The sequence below is a fragment of the Magnetospirillum sp. LM-5 genome, assembly GCF_902729445.1.
GTDB lineage: Bacteria > Pseudomonadota > Alphaproteobacteria > Rhodospirillales > Magnetospirillaceae > Magnetospirillum.
The window spans coordinates 13,005-31,476 of the sequence record NZ_CACVCE010000013.1; the positions used below are offsets into that span (position 1 = coordinate 13,005).

General features: G+C 65.9%; 16 protein-coding genes and 1 tRNA gene. 9 read left to right on the plus strand and 8 right to left on the minus strand.

Features of this window, described 5'->3' with window-relative positions; genetic code table 11:
• Positions 1–24 precede the first annotated feature (24 nt).
• Positions 25–1,101: a 6-hydroxycyclohex-1-ene-1-carbonyl-CoA dehydrogenase gene (gene had, locus MTBLM5_RS07415; RefSeq protein ID WP_173975210.1), complete on the minus strand. Its 1,077-nt coding sequence runs from the start codon at positions 1,099–1,101 to the stop codon at positions 25–27.
• A 260-nt stretch (positions 1,102–1,361) separates the two neighbouring features.
• Here had and MTBLM5_RS07420 point away from each other — a divergent pair, with 260 nt between their 5' ends.
• The 5 genes from MTBLM5_RS07420 (at position 1,362) to MTBLM5_RS07440 (ending at position 6,018) form a co-directional block, all read left to right on the plus strand.
• A complete protein-coding gene (locus tag MTBLM5_RS07420) occupies positions 1,362–3,035 on the plus strand; it encodes a 2-oxoacid:acceptor oxidoreductase subunit alpha (protein WP_254430948.1) in 1,674 nt (557 codons plus the stop codon).
• 3 nt (positions 3,036–3,038) lie between these two features.
• Positions 3,039–3,878 carry a 2-oxoacid:ferredoxin oxidoreductase subunit beta gene (locus MTBLM5_RS07425; protein ID WP_173975214.1) on the plus strand — a complete coding sequence of 280 codons (840 nt, stop codon included), beginning with the start codon at positions 3,039–3,041 and terminating at the stop codon, positions 3,876–3,878.
• Complete coding sequence (locus tag MTBLM5_RS07430; RefSeq protein ID WP_254430949.1) at positions 3,875–4,384, plus strand: rubrerythrin family protein; 510 nt, start codon at positions 3,875–3,877, stop codon at positions 4,382–4,384. The genes MTBLM5_RS07425 and MTBLM5_RS07430 overlap by 4 nt, the downstream gene beginning before the upstream one ends.
• Before the next feature lie 2 nt (positions 4,385–4,386).
• The gene (locus tag MTBLM5_RS07435) at positions 4,387–4,788 is read left to right on the plus strand and encodes a RidA family protein (protein ID WP_254430950.1); all 402 of its coding nucleotides are present in this window, start codon (positions 4,387–4,389) and stop codon (positions 4,786–4,788) included.
• A 96-nt stretch (positions 4,789–4,884) separates the two neighbouring features.
• Entirely contained in the window at positions 4,885–6,018 is a 1,134-nt protein-coding gene (locus MTBLM5_RS07440) for an acyl-CoA dehydrogenase (RefSeq protein ID WP_173975265.1), read from the plus strand.
• A 58-nt stretch (positions 6,019–6,076) separates the two neighbouring features.
• Here MTBLM5_RS07440 and MTBLM5_RS07445 read toward each other — a convergent pair whose 3' ends face one another.
• From MTBLM5_RS07445 to MTBLM5_RS07460, 4 genes are all read right to left on the minus strand, one after another.
• Positions 6,077–6,688 carry a hypothetical protein gene (locus MTBLM5_RS07445; protein WP_173975216.1) on the minus strand — a complete coding sequence of 204 codons (612 nt, stop codon included), beginning with the start codon at positions 6,686–6,688 and terminating at the stop codon, positions 6,077–6,079.
• Positions 6,689–6,697: 9 nt separating this feature from the next.
• On the minus strand, positions 6,698–6,985 hold the full coding sequence (locus tag MTBLM5_RS07450; protein ID WP_173975218.1) for a hypothetical protein: 288 nt from the start codon (positions 6,983–6,985) through the stop codon (positions 6,698–6,700).
• A gap of 80 nt (positions 6,986–7,065) precedes the next feature.
• The gene (locus MTBLM5_RS07455; RefSeq protein WP_173975220.1) at positions 7,066–7,257 is read right to left on the minus strand and encodes a DUF4169 family protein; all 192 of its coding nucleotides are present in this window, start codon (positions 7,255–7,257) and stop codon (positions 7,066–7,068) included.
• Positions 7,258–7,261: 4 nt separating this feature from the next.
• Positions 7,262–7,492 carry a zinc ribbon domain-containing protein gene (locus MTBLM5_RS07460; RefSeq protein WP_173975222.1) on the minus strand — a complete coding sequence of 77 codons (231 nt, stop codon included), beginning with the start codon at positions 7,490–7,492 and terminating at the stop codon, positions 7,262–7,264.
• Positions 7,493–7,665: 173 nt separating this feature from the next.
• Here MTBLM5_RS07460 and MTBLM5_RS07465 point away from each other — a divergent pair.
• From MTBLM5_RS07465 to MTBLM5_RS07475, 3 genes are all read left to right on the plus strand, one after another.
• Positions 7,666–7,742, plus strand: a tRNA-Asp gene (locus MTBLM5_RS07465).
• Positions 7,743–8,097: 355 nt separating this feature from the next.
• Entirely contained in the window at positions 8,098–9,399 is a 1,302-nt protein-coding gene (locus MTBLM5_RS07470) for an ammonium transporter (protein ID WP_173975224.1), read from the plus strand.
• Between the two features lie 38 nt (positions 9,400–9,437).
• Positions 9,438–11,540, plus strand: coding sequence for a sensor histidine kinase (locus MTBLM5_RS07475; protein ID WP_173975225.1), 2,103 nt, complete (start codon positions 9,438–9,440; stop codon positions 11,538–11,540).
• A gap of 248 nt (positions 11,541–11,788) precedes the next feature.
• Here the strand turns inward: MTBLM5_RS07475 and MTBLM5_RS07480 are convergent, their stop codons facing one another.
• Together MTBLM5_RS07480 and MTBLM5_RS07485 are read right to left on the minus strand one after the other, a co-directional pair.
• Positions 11,789–13,204, minus strand: a complete 1,416-nt coding sequence (locus tag MTBLM5_RS07480; RefSeq protein ID WP_173975227.1) for a malonyl-CoA decarboxylase — start codon at positions 13,202–13,204, stop codon at positions 11,789–11,791.
• A gap of 197 nt (positions 13,205–13,401) precedes the next feature.
• A complete protein-coding gene (locus MTBLM5_RS07485) occupies positions 13,402–14,862 on the minus strand; it encodes an NAD(P)H-hydrate dehydratase (RefSeq protein ID WP_173975229.1) in 1,461 nt (486 codons plus the stop codon).
• On the opposite strand from MTBLM5_RS07485, the gene MTBLM5_RS07490 reads away from it, so the two are divergent.
• A complete protein-coding gene (locus MTBLM5_RS07490; protein ID WP_256367164.1) occupies positions 14,861–16,267 on the plus strand; it encodes a D-amino acid dehydrogenase in 1,407 nt (468 codons plus the stop codon). The two genes, MTBLM5_RS07485 and MTBLM5_RS07490, sit on opposite strands and share 2 nt — an antisense overlap.
• Before the next feature lie 24 nt (positions 16,268–16,291).
• Here MTBLM5_RS07490 and MTBLM5_RS07495 read toward each other — a convergent pair whose 3' ends face one another.
• Positions 16,292–18,442 (minus strand): ComEC/Rec2 family competence protein, encoded by a 2,151-nt coding sequence (locus MTBLM5_RS07495; RefSeq protein ID WP_173975233.1) that lies wholly within the window; start codon positions 18,440–18,442, stop codon positions 16,292–16,294.
• Positions 18,443–18,472: the final 30 nt, after the last annotated feature.

Here is an 18,472-nt window from a genome sequence, read left to right on the forward strand (position 1 = left end):
TCTCTCCCTCTTTTTCGCTTTTTGTCAGACCGCGGGCACCAGCACGGCGCGGCGGATCAGCTTGTGGTCGTGGGCGGCGGTGAAAATCTCGTTGATGGCATCCAGCGGATGGCGCTCGACGAAGTTCTTGACGTTGACCTTGCCCGACAGCACCAGCTCCAGCGCGCCCGGGTACAATTCGGGAACGCAGCCCCAGTTGCCCAACGCACGGGCATGGTAGGCCATCAGGTTGGACAGGCGGAATTCCGCCTTGTTGAAGGTGTAGCCGACGACGCACAGGGTGCAGCCGTGCACCATCAGGTCGAAGGCCGTCTGCTGGCCGGGCACCGAGCCCGAGCATTCCATGATGATCCACTCGGTGGCGCGCAGGCCGTTGGCTTTCGCGAAGGCCGAGATTTCCTTCTTGATCTCGCGGGTGCCGGGAAAGTTCTTGGGGTTCAAGGTCAGCGCCGCGCCATAAGCCGCGACCTGTTCCAGCTTCTTGTCGTCGATGTCCAAGGCCACCACCTTGGCGCCCAGGGCGTTGGCCACCTGGACCGAATAGCCGCCGACGCCGCCGGCGCCGATGACGATGACCAGGTCACCCTGGCCGATGCCGGCCTGGATCGCCGATTGATAGGGGGTGGTCAGCGCGTCGGCGACCACCGCGACCTCGGCCAGCTCCATGCCGATGGCGGCCAGACGGGCCTCGTCGACCGGGCACAAACCCTTGGCCGGCACCTTGATATGAGTGGCGAAGCCCCCCATGAAATCGTTGCCGGGCATCTTCTGCGAGCGGCAGATGGTTCCCTTGCCGCGCTTGCACAAATCGCACTCGCCGCAGGGGATCACTGCGGGTATGATCACCGCCTTGCCGAGCCAGCCTTCGGCGCCTGCCCCAGCCTTCTCCACGCGACCGGAAATCTCGTGGCCGAGGGTCAGCGGCAGGGGGTGGTTGGTGCGGACGCCGTTGTAATAATAGTCGAGGTCGGTATGACACACACCGCATCCGGCAATGGCGACCAGGACGTCCCCGGGCTCCAGGGTTCCGACATCCATCGGCTCCTTGACCATGGGCGCGCCCACTGCGGTCATCATCCAGCGATACGGTGAGTTGGCCATGCTGTCTCCTCTCTTGAAATTGCTTCGGTTTCCGAACCCGACCATTGACGTCAAATCAGCTGGCCGTCTATTATTGGGTAAATGCGTACCACAATGCCGAATTAAAGGTCAAGAGCGCATCGATCCAATCGGGTCCAACCATTCACAAGGCTGATCCGGCCGCCACCGGACCAATCGGGGAAAGAACGACAATGACTCAGAATAAGGGTGTTTCAGGGTCCGTCTCGCTTGCCATGTGCGGCAGCGGCGGCGCCGGCGTGATGACCGCCGCGAACATGTTGTTGGATGCCGCCGCCGAGGCCGGCTACTACGCGCTTTTCGGCCGGTCGTCCGGTCCGCAGATTCGCGGTGGCGAGGCTGCGGCGATCGTGCGCCTTAGCCCCGAGCCGGTGACGTCGGTCGACGACACCACCGAAATCCTGCTGGCCATCGACTGGCAGAACGTTCAGCGCTTCGCCGCCGAACTGCCGCTGGACAAGAACAGCGTCATCATCACCGACCCCACCCAGGGCGAGGTGCCGGAAGTGATGGCCAAGTCGGGTGCCCGCATCGTCGAGCTGCACATGAAGGACCTGGCCAAGGAAATTCCCGGCGGCCGCGCCAACATGATCGCGCTGGGCGCCGTCGCGCAGTTGATCGGCCTGTCGGTCGATACCGTCTGCGAGGTGCTGGGCCAGTCCCTGAAGAAGAAGCGCGCCGACGCCTACGAGGCTTCGGTCGCCGCCGTCAAGAAGGGCGCCGAGGCGGCCCTTTCCATGGGCACCACCAAGCAGCTGGGCAAGCTGGCGGGTGAGCCGGCCAAGCGCTGGTCGATCACCGGCAACGAGGCCGCCGCCCTGGGTGCCGTGCGCGGTGGCGTGCGTTTCTGCGCCGCCTATCCGATCACGCCGGCCACCGAGATCCTGGAATATCTGAGCAGCGCCCTGCCGAAGGTCGGCGGCACGTTCGTTCAGGCCGAGGACGAACTGGCCTCGATCAACATGTGCGTCGGCGGCTCGTTCGGCGGCGCCGCCTCGATCACCGCCACCGCCGGCCCCGGCCTGTCGCTGATGATCGAAGCCTTGGGCATGGCGACCGCCTCGGAAACCCCGGTGGTGGTGGTCGATGTCCAGCGCGGCGGACCGTCCACCGGCATTCCGACCAAGTCGGAACAGTCGGACCTGAACATCGCCCTGTACGGCCTGCATGGCGACGGCCCGCATCTGGTGGTCGCGCCGACCTCGATCGGTGACTGCCTGCTGACCACCCAATGGGCGGTCCATCTGGCGGAAATGACCCAGACCCCGTGCATCGTGCTGTCGGACCAGTCGCTGGGCCAAAGCCGCACCATCATGCCGGTGCCGGCCGACGTCGCCTTCGTCGGCAAGCGTCTGACCGTCACCGAGGCCCTGCCCGAGGGTCAGGTCTACAAGCGTTACGCCAACACCGCCTCGGGCGTGTCGCCGATGGCCATTCCGGGCACTCCGGGCTGCCAGTACACCGCCGACGGTCTGGAACACACCGAGACCGGTCTGCCGTCGTCCCAGGCCAACGACCACTCGACCCAGCAGGACAAGCGCCTGCGCAAGTTGACCGGGTTCGAATATGGCGACATGTGGGCCACCATCGAGGGTGAAGGCGACATCGCGGTGATGTGCTGGGGCTCGTGCGTCGGTGCCGCCCGCGAGGCGATTGCCCGTGCCGCCGCCGATGGCGTCAAGGCCAAGCTGATCGCTCCGCGTCTGCTTTACCCCACCCGTCCCGAGGTGATGGCCAAGGCCTTGGCCGGCGTCAAAAAGGTGCTGGTGGTCGAATTGTCCCATCTGGGCCAGTTCCACCGCTACCTGAAGGGCGAATACGACCTGCCGGCGGAAATCCAGCAGATCAAGCGCGGCGGCCCGCTGCCGATCCGTCCGAACGAAATCCATTCCCGCCTGCTGTCGATGGGGAAGTAAGTCATGACCGAATCCAATTGCGCCATCACCTACTCCGCCAAGGACTACAAGTCCGAGACCAAGCCCGTCTGGTGCCCCGGCTGCGGCGATTATTCCGTCCTGTCGTCCATCACCAAGGCGTTCGCCGACCTGAACCTCGAACCCCACAAGACCTCGGTGGTGTCGGGCATCGGCTGCTCGTCGCGTATCCCCGCCTATACCACCACCTATGGCTTCCACTCGATCCACGGCCGCGCTTTGGCCGTGGGCGCGGGTCTGAAGCTGGCCCGCCCGGACATGACCGTCCTGGTGGCCGGCGGTGACGGCGACGGCTTCTCGATCGGCGGCAACCACTTCCTGCATGCCTGTCGCCGCAACGTCGACATGACCTATGTGGTCATGGACAACCGCGTCTACGGCATGACCAAGGGTCAGCCCAGCCCGACCACCGAGCCGGATTGGGATGCCTCGGCCATGGCTCCGCCCGGCGGCACCGGCATGACGCCGTTCAACCCGCTGGCCATCGCGCTCGCCGCCGGCGCCAACTTCGTCGCCCGCTGCTTCTCGGGCGATCCGAACGGTACCGCGGCGGTGATCGCCGAGGCCATCAAGCACCCGGGCTTCTCGTTCGTGGCGGTGATGAGCCCGTGCATCACCTTCCGCGAGGAGCAGCGCGAGTGGAAGAACGTCGTTCGTCCGTCGCCGGTGGAATCCACCTCCGACGCCGCCCAGGCCGCCAAGCGCCTGATGACCGACGACGGCTTCAACATGGGCATCCTGTATCGCGGCGCCCGCGTTCCCTATTCGCCGAAGGGGGCCGGCCAGGCCACCATCGCCGATCTGGAAGCGGAGTTCGCCCTGTGAGCCTGGCGGCTGGCCAGATCACCTCGAAGGCCCAGCTCCTCGCCATCGCCCGCGCGATCGAGGAGCAGGCTGCCGAGCAATACGCCGAACTGGCGGAAGCGTTCGTGGAAGCGTGCAATGCCGATGCCGCGACCGCCTTCCGCGAGTTGGCCGAGGGCAGAAAGCCCCGGGTGGCGGCGCTGCCGCCGCTCGCGGGGCCGGTCCCCGGCCCGCTGCCCTGGGGTGACCGCGATCCCGAAATCTCGGACCCCGAGGCGGTGCATTACCTGATGTGGCCCTGGCACGTGTTCGACCTGGCTTTGCGCCACGAACAACTGACCCAGGCCTTCTTTGCCGCCATCGCCGAAAACTCGGCGGTGGCGGAGGTCTCGCAGGCCGCCCGCGACCTGGCCGCCCAAGGCCAGGCCCAGGTCGCCCAGATGAATGCGCGCCGGGATCAAGCCCCCATCCCCCCGGATGATTGGGACGAAGACCCCGACCCGCCCAATTGGGAAGCGAGCGAATAAGCATGGTGCATGAGGCGATCTTGCCCGAGGGGTGGAAGCAGCCGGTGGGTTACGCCAACGGCATGCTGGCGCGTCCGGGCAGGACGCTTTACATGGCCGGCCAGGTCGGCTGGACGGCCCAACAAGAATTCATGAGCGCGGAGCTGGTGCCTCAGTTCAGACAGGCATTGGAAAACATCCTCGCCATACTCAGACAAGCAGGCGGACAACCCGAGCATATCTGCCGCATCACCGCGTTCTGCATCGACCGGAACGCCTATCTTGCGGCCAGACGTGAACTCGGACTCATCTGGAAGGAACTGATGGGAAGCCATTACCCGTGCATGAGCATGATCTTCGTGGCCGATCTTCTGGATCACCCCGCCAAGATCGAGCTGGAAGCCACGGCAATCATTCCCGACTGATCCTTCCGACCAACAAGAACCGCCAAGACCCAGGAGGGTGAAGTGTCCAAGTCCAAGCAGAATTTCCAGTGGGAAGACCCGCTGCTGCTCGACGACATGCTGACCGAGGAAGAGCGCCTGATTCGCGATTCCGCCCGCAGCTACTGCCAAGAGCGGCTGATGCCGCGCATCACCGAAGCCAACCGCCACGAGATCTTCCATCGCGAGATCATGAACGAGATGGGCGAGTTGGGCTTCCTGGGCCCGACGACGCCCGAGGAATATGGCGGGGCCGGCGTCAATTACGTCAGTTACGGCCTGGTCGCCCGCGAGGTCGAGCGGGTCGATAGCGGCTATCGCTCGGCCATGAGCGTGCAATCCTCGCTGGTGATGTACCCGATCTATGCCTATGGCACCGAAGAGCAGAAGAAGAAGTACCTGCCCCGCCTCGCCACCGGCGAACTGATCGGCTGCTTCGGCCTGACCGAGCCCGACGCCGGCTCGGATCCCGGTTCCATGCGCACCCGCGCCAAGAAGGTCGATGGCGGCTATCAGCTCACCGGCAACAAGATGTGGATCACCAATTCCCCCATCGCCGACGTCTTCGTGGTGTGGGGCAAGACCGAAGACGGCGTGATCCGCGGCTTCATCCTGGAAAAGGGCATGAAAGGTCTTTCAGCCCCCAAGATCGAGGGCAAGTTCAGCCTGCGCGCCTCGGCCACCGGCGAGATCGTCATGGACGAGGTGTTCGTGCCAGCCGAAAACCTGATGCCGGGCGTCGAGGGCCTGAAGGGGCCGTTCGGCTGCCTGAACCGCGCCCGCTACGGCATCGCCTGGGGCGCCATGGGCGCGGCCGAGTTCTGCTGGCAGCAGGCCAGGCAATACACCCTGGACCGCAAGCAGTTCGGCCGGCCTTTGGCCAACAACCAGCTGATCCAGCTGAAGCTGGCCAACATGCAGACCGAGATCACCCTGGGCCTGCATGCCTGTCTGCGTCTGGGCCGGCTGTTCGACGACGGCCGCATGGCGCCCGAGATGATTTCCATGATGAAGCGCAACAATTGCGGCAAGGCGCTGGAAATCGCCCGCATCGCCCGCGACATGCATGGCGGCAACGGCATCAGTGACGAATTCCACGTCATCCGCCATGCCATGAACCTGGAAGCGGTCAACACCTATGAAGGCACCCACGACGTCCACGCCCTGATCCTGGGCCGGGCGATGACCGGGTTGAACGCCTTCAGCGGCTGACGCCCGAAGAACCCGGTCCCCGCAAGGGGGCCGGGCCTTTTCGCCAATGCTTGTCCATTCAGCTTACCGCAGCCAGCAACTTCAGCTCCCGCAGATTTTTGGGAGACTTCGGCTGAATGATGTCGCGGTTAATCTTGAGGACAAGCGATTTCAAAACATCAGTCCTGTTCAAATGCGAGGCATTCATGACGACCCGCATTTCAGCATCCGTGCTTTCCGTTACCTTGAACGAGATTCTCTTGGTTTTCTTGTCAGCGCTTGGGCTGAACTGAGCTGGAGCCGTGCGGATGACCTCCGCCAACTGTGCGGCCTCATCCACTCGCCCCGCCATGGTGTGAATGTAATATACGACCAACTTTTTTCTGAACTCGGCAGAGGACTTCGAATCGATCTTGTAGCAGGCGAGATCCAGGGCATCGACATAAATGGCAGGAAGAACCGCCTCGATCGGCTTCTCCGACTTCTCTCGTTGCGCTTTGATGGCGGGCGTCGATTGGGGGGGGATTGCGACAACGGCACCACAGCAATTACAGACGCCGACAAGGATATCCTTGACCAGGCCGCGCCCATCACTGAAGGGCACATCCCGGTACTGGTAGGTCGTCGAGACAATTCCACATTGATCGCAGATTGCTCTACCGGACTCACCTGGGGAATACAGTCTCGTCATGGCGAAATCTCATTGATGTACACTGATGAACCATGTGTCCGAATCAAGTAAATAAAATTTAATGTACCAGCCATCTTTCTTCAATACATGGACATCGATGGCCTGGATTTGATGATGCGGGCTTGTTGCGTGATCGCTTCCCCTGCATTTCTTAATGATATCGGCAACCTGACCCGGAGTGATTTCACCGACGGCAAGTTTGTTCTTCACATAAATATCACCGCCCCGGGCTTCATGCTGGTATGCCCCGGTACTCAGCGCCAGAAGAACTCCCTTCTTCGCATCTCGAAATCCCATGCCACCCCCGAGATATACGAAATTCTTCGTAACCTTTCAATCCCTCATCCGGAGGATATGACTTCCGGACACAGGCTCGCTCATTCCGATTTGTCGTCGCGGTCGATCTTGTGGGCGTCCAGCAGGCGGTCGGACTTGGCCTTGGCGGCCTTTTCCGAATCCTTTTCCACCTTGGTCCGGCCGAAGGCGGCGCGGTTGGTGGCGGCGGCGGATTCCTTGTCCGACTTCGCCTTGGCCTTCTTCCAGTCCTTCAGCTTGACGATGTCGGCCAACAGATCAGCGCCTTTTCAGTTCCGAGCGGGAATAATTGGACAGATGGCCCTCTCGTGCGGCCTGGGCGCGGACCTGGCCCATCAAGGCCTTGGACTTGCCCTCGGCGGCGACGGTGCCCAGCTGGCGCTCCAGATCGGCCGAGCCGCATTTGTCGCAGGCCGGCAGGTCCGAGCCCATCACCAGGGTCTCGAACACGGTATCGCAGGATTTGCATCGATAGGTATAAAGCGGCATGCCTTCCCCTTGAGGCTGGATGAAGGTGGCGGCGCCCCAAGGATAGACATTGTGCGGCGCAATGCAAGGAAACAGAAGGCTTGGACAGCCTTGGCAAAAAAACTGTCCCCCGACCGCGATTATCCTCTTGCGCCCTGGGATGGGGGCGGTTATAACGCGGCCCTCACGACGACGCGGGTGTAGCTCAGTCGGTTAGAGTGCCGGCCTGTCACGCCGGAGGTCGCGGGTTCGAGCCCCGTCACTCGCGCCATTCTCCCCTCAAGGGGTCGATGGCAGATCGTTCGTGAAATTTCGAAGAACCGCCCCTCGGGGCGGTTTTTTCGTTTGCGCCAGCGTTTTCGATTGCCTATTATGTGACCACAATTTGGTGATGCCTGTTTTTGCATCACATGACTCTCGGGCAAAACCCTGAGCGCATTGCCGCATGTTTGGGCAATGTGATCGGGTTTTTGCACGTTTGCGCGCCAGCGCTTGCCCTGATGTTTTTTTCATCACGGCCTAGCCCGTTGATTCCACGTCAAAACCAATCGTCCCTCGATCTGGCATGAAACTTGATCAGGCTGTCGCGCCCGTATGACGCGGGCTTGATCAAGGAGAGAGGGTCAATGGAAGCGACACGTACGGGTGTGGACGTCTTGTTCGTCCTGTTGGGGGCGATCATGGTGCTGGCGATGCATGCCGGTTTTGCCTTCCTCGAGGTCGGCACCGTCCGCAAGAAGAATCAGGTCAACGCCCTGGTGAAGATCATCACCGACTTCGCGATGTCGACCTTGGCCTATTTCCTGATCGGCTACGCCGTCGCCTACGGACCGACCTTCCTGGTCTCGGCCGATCAGTTGGTCGGCAAGGCCGATGGCTCGGCGTTTGCCGCCAACGGCTATGATCTGGTCAAGTTCTTCTTCCTGGCCACCTTCGCCGCCGCCATTCCGGCGATCATCTCGGGCGGCATCGCCGAGCGCGCCCGCTTCTGGCCGCAACTGATCGCCACCACCATCCTGGTCGCGCTGGTCTATCCGACCTTCGAGGGCATGGTGTGGGGCACCCGCCTGGGCTTCCAGGATTTCATGAAGGCCACCTTCGGCCAGCCCTTCCACGATTTCGCCGGTTCGGTGGTGGTCCATGCCGTCGGCGGCTGGATCGCACTGGGTGCGGTGCTGATGCTGGGCGCGCGCATGGGCCGCTACAAGAAGGACGGCCGCGTCGTCGCCATCCCGCCGTCCAACATTCCGTTCCTGGCGCTGGGGTCGTGGATCCTGTGTGTCGGCTGGTTCGGCTTCAACGTGATGAGCGCGCAATTGATCGACGCCATCTCGGGCCTGGTGGCGATGAACTCGCTGATGGCCATGGTCGGCGGCATCCTGGTCAGCCTGCTGGTCGGCAAGAACGACCCCGGCTTCGTCCATAACGGCGCGCTGGCCGGGCTGGTCGCGGTGTGTGCCGGCTCCGACGTCATGCACCCGCTGGGAGCCCTGGCCACTGGCGGCATCGCCGGCGGCCTGTTCGTCGCCGCGTTCGAGCTGTGCCAGAACAAGTGGCGCATCGATGACGTTCTGGGTGTGTGGGCCTTGCATGGCCTGTGCGGCTTCATGGGCGGCATCGCCTGCGGCGTGTTCGGCCAGGAAGCGCTGGGCGGCCTGGGTGGCGTCAGCCTGACCGCCCAGATCGCCGGCACCGTGACCGGGGCCGCCTTCGCCCTGGTCGCCGGCCTGGCGGTCTATGGCGGCCTGAAGGCCAGCATCGGCATCCGCCTGTCCGAGGAAGACGAGTTCATGGGGGCCGACCTGGCCATCCACCATATTCCCGCCTATCCCGAGGAATTCGCCTCGGTGCACGATACCGGCCCGATGGCCGCCCGTGCCTCGGCGAAGGCGACCGCCTCGGCATCGCGCAGCACAGCCATCGGCTGAGGACTGGACGAGCCCCCCTCCCGATGTGATAATCCCTAGTGGTTAGCCGTCGGGAGGGGGTGCTGGTGGCCGAGCAACAGCGAAAGGACCGAAACGACCTGGTCGGCAGCCGGGCCGTGATCGTCTTGGGGGCCATCCTGGTGGCCGCCGTGCTGTTGATCACCTCGTACGAAATCTGGCGCCAGCGCACGGTGGCGCTGTCGTCGTCGGCCACCAACCTGGAAGCGCTGGCCGTGGCCCTGGCCGAGCAGACCGAGCGCAGCATTCGCAACGTCGAAACGGTCATCGACGCCGTTCTCGAATCCATCGACGAAGGCGGCGGCATCGAGAACGCCAATTCGGCCGACATGCATCGGGAATTGCGCGAACGCGCGGTCGGCGTCCCGCAGATCGCCGGCATCGGCTTGGTCGATTCCACCGGACTCGGGGTCAACACCCTGGTCCACTGGCCGACGCCGCCCTTCAATGTCGCCGACCGCGACTACTTCCAATTTCACCGCGACCACGCCGACAAGGCGGCGCATATCGGGGCGCTGACCTCGGGGCGGCTGTCGGATCGCGAGATGATCACCATTTCCAAGCGGATCAGCGGGCGCGACGGGTCGTTCAAGGGGGTCGTGCTGGCCACCATCCTGCCCGGTTTCTTCCACGAGTTTTATGCCCGCGTGCTGCCGCCGACCCACAACAGCGCCGTGGCCCTGTTCCGTATCGACGGCATGTTGCTGGCCCGCGTTCCGGAAGCGCCGGGGACCAAGCTGGGCAAATCCTACGCCCACCTGCCCGACTTCCAGCCGGGAGAACCGCGATCCGGCCTGGTCCGTGGCCCCAGTCCGATGGATGGCGCGATGCGGATGGTGGCCTTCCAGACCTTGGAACGCTATCCGCTGAAGCTGAACCTGTCGCTGGACGAGGGGCAATTGCTGGCCTCGTGGCGCGGCAACACCCTGCGCCTTGCCGCCTTCGGGGTGACGGCGACCATCTTGCTGACCAGCATGGTGTTCTTGTTGGTCCGCCACATGCGCGGCGAAGAGCAAAGCGTGCGCCAGTTGCGCGACAGCGAGAACCGCCTGCGCCTGGCCCAGTTCACCCTGGACCACGCCGCCGACATGGTGTTCTGGGCGACCATGGACGGCCGCGTGATCTATGCCAATCGGGCGGCGTGCGAACGAACCAATGTGACCGTCGAGGAGGCGTCCACCGTGACGGTGGCCGAGCTGGACCCGGCCTTCAGCCCAGAAATGTGGCAAGGCCACCTGGCCACCTTGCGGCGAGACGGCACCGTCCGCTACGAGGCGGTGCACCGCCCGCGCAAGGGACGGCCGTTCCCGGTCGATGTGGTCATCACCACGGTCATGTGGGAGGGCCAGGAATCACTGTGCGCCTTCGTGCGCGACATCACCGACCGCAAGCAGGCCGAGGCCGCCTTGGCCGAACAGGCCATCAGCCTCGAGGCCTCGAACGCCGAACTGGAACAGTTCGCCTATGTCGCCAGCCATGACCTGCGCGAACCGCTGCGCATGGTCAACAGCTTCGTCACCATGCTGTCGAAGCGCTATGGCGACAAGCTGGACGACGAGGCGCGCGACTATATCGCCTTCGCCCAGGACGGCGCGGTGCGCATGGATCGGCTGATCCTGGACCTGCTGGAATATTCCCGGGTCGGCCGGCTGGACCGGCCGCTGGTCCCGACGCCGCTGGGCCAATGCATCGACCTGGCCTGCCGCAACCTGCTGCTGGCCATCGACGAAAGCGGTGCGGCCATCGATCGCGACACCGACTTCCCCATGGTCATGGCCAACGAGGAGGAACTGGTCCGCCTGTTGGTCAACCTGATCGCCAACGCGCTGAAATACCGCGCTCCCGACCGGGCGCCACGGATCACCATCGGCGCCGAGCGGCGCGACGACGATATCCTGGTCACCATCGCCGACAACGGCATCGGCATCGCGCCGGAATATTTCGAGCGCATCTTCCGCATCTTCCAGCGCCTGCACGGCCGCGACCGGTACGAGGGCACCGGCATCGGCCTGGCCATCTGCAAGAAGATCGTCGAGCGCCATGGCGGGCGCATCTGGGTGGAATCGGTGCCGGACCAGGGATCGTGCTTCTACTTCACCTTGAAGCCGGCCCCTACCCCGTGAAAAAGTCCCTCGGCTTCGCCTCGGTGTACTTTTCCCCGATTTTGTTTGGAAACCCCGTGCTCAAGCAAGCTTTCCGCGCGGGCTTGGTTTGATTTCCCGCCATGAGGCGAGCACGGCTCGCCTCATGGCGGGGGGGCAAACGCGAAAAATAGGCGCAGGGCCGCCCCAAGCCTATTTTTCTCCTTTTGAATCAACGTGCAAAAGTACACTGAGCGAAGCGAAGGACTTTTGCACGGCCGACCGGCCCCTCACCCCTTCGCCAGGGCCCTGACCTCGCCCGAAACCGCCACCCGGCCGGTTCCGACATAGGCCTCGTGGTTGGCCTCGATCTCGTCGGGCTTGTAAAGATAATTGACCATCAGCCCGAAGGATTGCCCCAGCCCCTTGCGGCTAAGGTCGGCCAACCAGTTCAGCCGTTCGACGCGGGCGCCGTTGGACAGGTGGAACTGCGCCACCGGGTCCAGCGCCTTGCCCCTGTCGTTCTTCTCGGCGGTCAGATAACGGGCCGCCAGCCGGGTCAGCACCGGCTGCAGCGCTTCGGCGAACAGCGCGTCTTGGTGCCAGGCCGGATCGGCCAGCAAGGCCTTCAGGCTGCCCTTGGCGCCCAGCCCGTGCGACACCTGCCCCAGCCGGTGGTGCTCGGCGGCATTCAGCAGACCAGGCTCGCCCGCGGCCAGGCGCCGGTTCAGCCAGGCGGCGAAGCCGGGAATCGGCGAAAGCGTGGCGAAGGTCGTAAGGCGGGGGAATTCGCGCCCCAGTTCCTCGACCACCTTCTTGATCAGGAAATTGCCGAAACTGATGCCGTTCAGGCCGCGCTGGGCGTTGTTGATGGAATAGAAGATGGCGGTGTCGGCCTGGGCCGGGTCGCCGACCGGGGCGGTGGGGTCCAGCAATTCCTGGACGTTGCCGGCCAGGCCCCTGACCAGGGCGACCTCGACGAAGATCAAGGGCTCGTCGGGCATGCGCGGGTGGAAGAAGGCGTAAAGCCGGCGGTCGGAATCCAGCCGGTTCTTCAGATCGTCCCAGCCCTGGATGGCATGCACCGCCTCGTAGGCGATCAGCTTTTCCAGGATCACGGCCGGCGAGCGCCAGGTAATGCGCGATAGCTCCAGGAAGCCGACGTCGAACCAGGCGGTCAGCAAGGCCTTCAGATCGGCTTCCAGGGCGGCCAGGCCGGGATCGCCTGTGCCCATGCCGGCCAGCTCGGCCCGCAAATCGACCAGGAACTTGATGCCCTCGGGCAGGGCGTTGAACTGGGCCAGCAGACGGACGCGCGGCGGCTCCAGGGCGGCGCGCAGCGCCTGCTCGGCGGCCGGGCGGGCCGCATCCTCGGCGGCGGCCAGGGTGGCGATGGCGGCATCGACGCGGGCGCGGTCGGGACCGAAGCGGTCGGCCATCACCTGAAGGAAGCGGCGCCGGCCATCGGCCGACAGCGCCAGATATTCGCGGCCCAAAGCCGAGGCCCGCGCCCGGGCCGACACCTCGCCGCCCTTGGCGTCCAGGCAGGCCCGCATCTGGGCGGCCAGACGCTCGGGGTCATCGCCGGAAAGATCGTGGGCGAAATGCAGGGTCTCGCCGCCCTTGGCCGAGCCGGCGACATCCAGCCACACCTTGGCCAGGCCCTTGATGCGTTCCAGCAGACTGGTTCCGACCGCGTGGGTCATGGCGGCCTCCTCGCTCTTCCTGCTCTCCATCCCATCCCTTTCATACCGGCGAGCCGATAAATCGACTCGCCGTATCAGCCCTCGCCGGGCGCGGCCGTCCGGCCGCTTGGCCGCGGCCTCAATGGCCGCAAGATACCGGCGTTCCGCGTCCTGTAGCGGGTCAAACATTGTGCTCGCCGGTATCACATAGGTCGGACTCAGGCCTGATGCCAGGCGGCCAACTCGGTCAGCACGCCGGGAATGGCTCCGACCAGATCCTCGGCGATCAGGCCGGGGCCGACGGTCGATGCCGCCCGTCCGTGCAGCCACACCGCGGCGGCCGCAGCCTCGAAACATTCCATGCCGGCCGCCATCAGGCCGCCGGCCAGGCCGGCCAGCACGTCGCCGGCTCCGGCGGTGGCCAGCCAGGGCGGCGCATTGGCGTTGATCACCGCACGGCCGTCGGGATGGGCGACCACGGTGTCGGGGCCCTTCAGCAGCACCACCGCCCCGGCCCGTTCGGCCGCCTGGCGGGCGCGACGCAGCCGGCTGCCGGTCAACTTTCCGAACAGACGCTCGAACTCGCCGTCATGGGGGGTCAGCAGCACCTGGGCCGACAGGTTACGGAACAAGGCGTCGGCCGAGCCGGCGAACACCGTCAGCGCGTCGGCATCCAGGATGCAGGTGCGCCCGGCGGCCAACACCTCGCGGACATGATGACGCATCTGGTCGTCGCGGCCGCCGCCCGGCCCCAGCACCCAGACATTGCGCCTGGAATCGGCCAGCAGGGCGTTGAAATGGTCCAGCCCGGTGACGATGGTGCCGGGATCGCCGGCCCGATAGGTCGCCAGAGCCGGCGGTGGTGCTGCGATGGTCGCCAGTCCCGCCCCGCCGCGGCGCGCCGCCAAGGCGGCCAGCCGGGCCGCCCCGGTCATCTCGGCGCCACCGACCACCACCGCATGGCCGCGCGCATATTTGTGGCCCGCCGCCTGCGGCCAGGGGAAGGAATCGGCCCACAATTCGGGGCCGTTCTCCCACGCCGCCGGCTCGACCTCGGCCAAGACCTGTTCGGGAATGCCGATGTCGGCCAGCACCACCTCGCCGCATTTCAGCCGGCCGGGCAGCAGCAGATGGCCGGGCTTCAGGCGGAAGAAGGTCACCGTCGCCACCGCCTGCGGCGCACAGCCCAGGATGGCGCCGGAATCGCCATCGACCCCCGACGGCACGTCGGCGGCGATCACCGGCACGCCCCGCGCCTCGACCGCTTCCACCATCTTCGCGGCAATGCCGTCCAGCGGCCGGGCCAGGCCGGCGCCGAACAGGCAATCCAGCACCAGATCAGCGTGCTCAATGATATCAATGGCCAAGGGCTCGATTCGATAGCGCCAGCGGGCCGCCATCAAGGCCGCGTCACCTTGCAGGTTGACAGCATCGCCCAGCAGCCCGACCCGCACCGCATAGCCGGCACGGTCCAGCAGCCGGGCGGCGACGAAGCCATCGCCGCCATTATTGCCCGGTCCGCACAGCACCGCCACCCGGCAGGCCGGGAACCGGCGCATCGACTCGCGGGCCAGGGCCCAGCCGGCGGCCTCCATCAGACGCTCGCCGGGGATACCGCCGGCAATGGCCAGCGAATCGGCGCGATACATCTCGGCGACCGACAGGACTTCGTTTGCCATGGTGCGCCTCCACTACCGCTTATCCATCAACGGTACGTCCGATCGCCCGGCAGGGAAAGCGCCAGCCTTGCAGCGCTGCCTTGCCCTGGCTTGGGGTTTGGGCTACCACGGATACAGCAATCGCCTGGGAGGCATTCCCGTGAGGGTCCTGGTTCTCGGCGCCGGTGTCGTGGGCACCGCCGCCGCCTGGTATTTGGCCCGCGCCGGCCATCAGGTGACGGTCATCGACCGCCAGCCCGCCGCCGGCATGGAAACCAGCTTCGCCAATGGCGGGCAGATCTCGCCCTGCCATGCCGAGCCATGGGCCAGCCCGGCGGTGATCGGCAAGATCGTGCGCTGGCTGGGCCGTGACGACGCGCCCTTGCTGTTCCGCTGGCGGCGCTGGGACCCCGATCTGTGGCTGTGGGCGGCGCGCTTCCTGACCAATTGCACCGGCCAGGCCCTCGAGATCAACCTGGAACGCACGCTCCGCATCGCCATCTATTCCCGCGCCAAGCTGGCCGAGTTGCGGGCCGAGCTGGGGCTGGAATACGACCAGCGCCGCCTGGGCATCCTGCATGTCTATCGCAGCGGGCGCGAATTCGACCATGCCTGCCACGCCGCCGACCTGATGCGCCAATACGGATTGTTCCGCCAGGTCAGGACCTCCAGCGAATGCGTGTCGCTGGAACCCGCGCTGGCGGCCGTCGGCACCCGTCTGGCCGGCGGCATCCACACCCCCGACGACGAAAGCGGCGACGCCCACAAATTCACCCAATTGCTGGCCGGCCATGCCGCCCGCATCGGCGTGACCTACCGCTATGGCGTCACCGTCAACGCCTTGTTGACGCAAGGCGACCGGGTGACCGGCGCCGCCACCGACCAGGGCGAGCTGCTGGCCGACGCCACCATCCTGGCGCTGGGCAGCTGGAGTCCGCCGATGGCCCGCCCGGCCGGGCTGCGCCTGCCCATCGTGCCGGCCAAGGGCTATTCGATTACCGTTCCGGTCGATGGTCGCAAGGGGGCGCCGTTCGTGTCGATCACCGACGACGAATACAAGATGGTCTATTCCCGCCTGGGCGACCGCCTGCGGGTGGCCGGCACCGCCGAGATGGCCGGCCATGATCCGTCCTTGAACGAGCGACGCTGGACCTTGATCCGCGAGCGGGCCAAGGGCCTGTTCCCCGATGGCGGCGATTACGCCCGGGCCGAGCCGTGGGCCGGCCTGCGCCCGGTCACCCCCGACAGCGTGCCGCTGATCGGCCCGACCCGGCTGAGGGGCCTGTGGCTGGATACCGGCCATGGCACCCTGGGCTGGACCATGGCCTGCGGCTCGGGCCGACTGCTGGCCGACATGGTCTCGGGGCGTCAACCCGAGATTGACACCGAGGGTCTGGGGCTGGATCGCTTCAAGTTTTTCATTTAAAAACAAAGCACTGAGAGGCACATCTTAATCTTCCGCCTCGACTGGCGGCTCGGTCGGCTCGGGCTTCTTGCGCCGATGCGGGCGATGGGCCCAGGGGCGATCACCTTGCCAGCCGGCCACCGTCTCGATGCGGGCGCGGCCCGGCTCCAGCCACAAGGCATGGGCGCCGCGGCGCCACAGATCGAAACGGTCGATAACGGTGTGCGGCCCCCGGCAGGCCTGGCGCAGCGGCACCGCCGCCACCACCGCCACCGCCGCCACGCAGGCCGCCTCGATGCCGGCTTCGTCCTGGACCAGGGCCACCGGACCGGCCGGGGCGCGATACAGGCAGCCCAGACCATCGCAGCCCAGGCGGCCGTCGGCCGAGCGGCCGGCCTTGGGCCAGCGTTCGGCGGCCAGCGGCCCGGCGCGGCGGTCCCAGCTTTCGCGGACCAGACGGCCGCCGCGATTGACCAGCAAGGCGCCGTCGCCGGTTCGCACCCCGAAGCTATAGCCGCGCGAATCGACGACGATGTCGGGCGGGCGCACCAGGACGAAGGTCGCCAGACCGGCAGCCATGGCCGCCAGCCCCCACAGCCGCCAGCGGGTCCGCCACAGCAGCAGCCACAGCCCGCCCAGGGTGAAGATGGCCAGCCCCTCGATGGGCAGCACCGGCAGGCGCTGACCGGCGGCCGGCCAAGCTGCCACCGCCACCGCAACCCGGTTGACGGCATCGACGCCCCAGCCCATGGGAGCCAGCGCCACCCCTTCCAGTCCCAGCGGCATCAGCACCAGCGCCAGCACGGCGAACGGCATCACCAGGAAGCCGGTCAACGGCACCGCCACCATGTTGGCCAGCACCGACCACACCGCCAGCCGATGGAAATGGAACCCGCCATAGACGGTGGTGGCAAGGCCTGCGACCAGAGAGCTGAACAACACGCCGAACAGATAAAGCCCAACCTGATGATGCCAGCCGCGATGCTGGATCTGCCACTGCGCCACCCTTGGGCTGACGACTTCATAGGCGGCGATCAGCGCGGCGACGGCGGCGAACGACATCTGGAAGCTGGGGCCGATCAGCGCTTCCGGCGCGATGACCAGCACCACCACGGCCGCCCACGCCACCAGACGCATGGACAGGGCGGCGCGATCCAGCAGCACCGCGGCCAGCACGATGCCGGTCATCAGGAAGGAACGCTGCGCCGGCACCGGGGCGCCGGCCAGCAGCATGTAAAGGAAGGTGGCGAGGATGGCGAATGCGGCCGCCCATTTCTTGATGGGATAGGACAGCGCCACCGTCGGCCACAGCGCCAGCCCGCCGCGCACCACGAAGAACACCAGCCCGGCCAGCAGGCTCATATGCAGGCCGGAAATCGACAACAGATGGGCCAGGCCCGAATCGCGATAGGCATCCAGCACGTCGCGGGGGATGGCCCCGACCTCGCCGGTGATCAGGGCCTGGGCCACCGCCCCGATGGCGCCGGGCAGCACCGCCATGATCCGCCGGCCAATGGCGGCCCTGATCGCGTTCAAGCCGCCGCCGCCTTCGGCCATCTCGATGTCGGGCGGCCCCAGGGCGGTCCCCACCGCCCCCAGACCCTGGAACCAGGCATGGCGGGCGAAGTCGAAGGCCCCCGGCAGGCTGGGTTGCGGCGGCGGCGTCAGGATCGCCGCCACGCTCACCTTGGCCCCCACCGGGATCGGCTGGTCGGTCTTGAAGCGCAGCCGCACCCGGTGCGGCACCGGGCCGTCCATCGCCATCGACACATGGTCCAGGGTGACGCGCTGGCCGCCGCCGGCCAGGGGCTCGACCTCGGCCGCCAGTCCCGACAGTGTGACCTTGCCGGACGGCCGTTCCAGCACCGGCGCCGCCACCCAGGCCGAGCGCAATTGCGCCACGGTGAAGCCGCCGGCCACCAGCGCCATCACCGCCATCACCGTCCACACCGCCGCAACCTTGCGCCCCAGCCAGGCACCCCCCAGGCACAGGGCCAGCAGCACGCCTCCGACCCAGCTCGGCGGCTCGAACGACACGGCGAAATAAAGGGAAATGCCAAGGCCGACAGCGACGGGAAGCCACAAAACCCAACGGTCCCGCTCGGCCAGCAGGAAGACACCTAACCGTTCGGTCAGGATTTTCCCTATCCTATCGGGCAGGAAAATCTCCGTCCCCCCCACTCTGCGGGCTGTCATGATCGAAAGTTTATGCTAGATAAGTCCGGT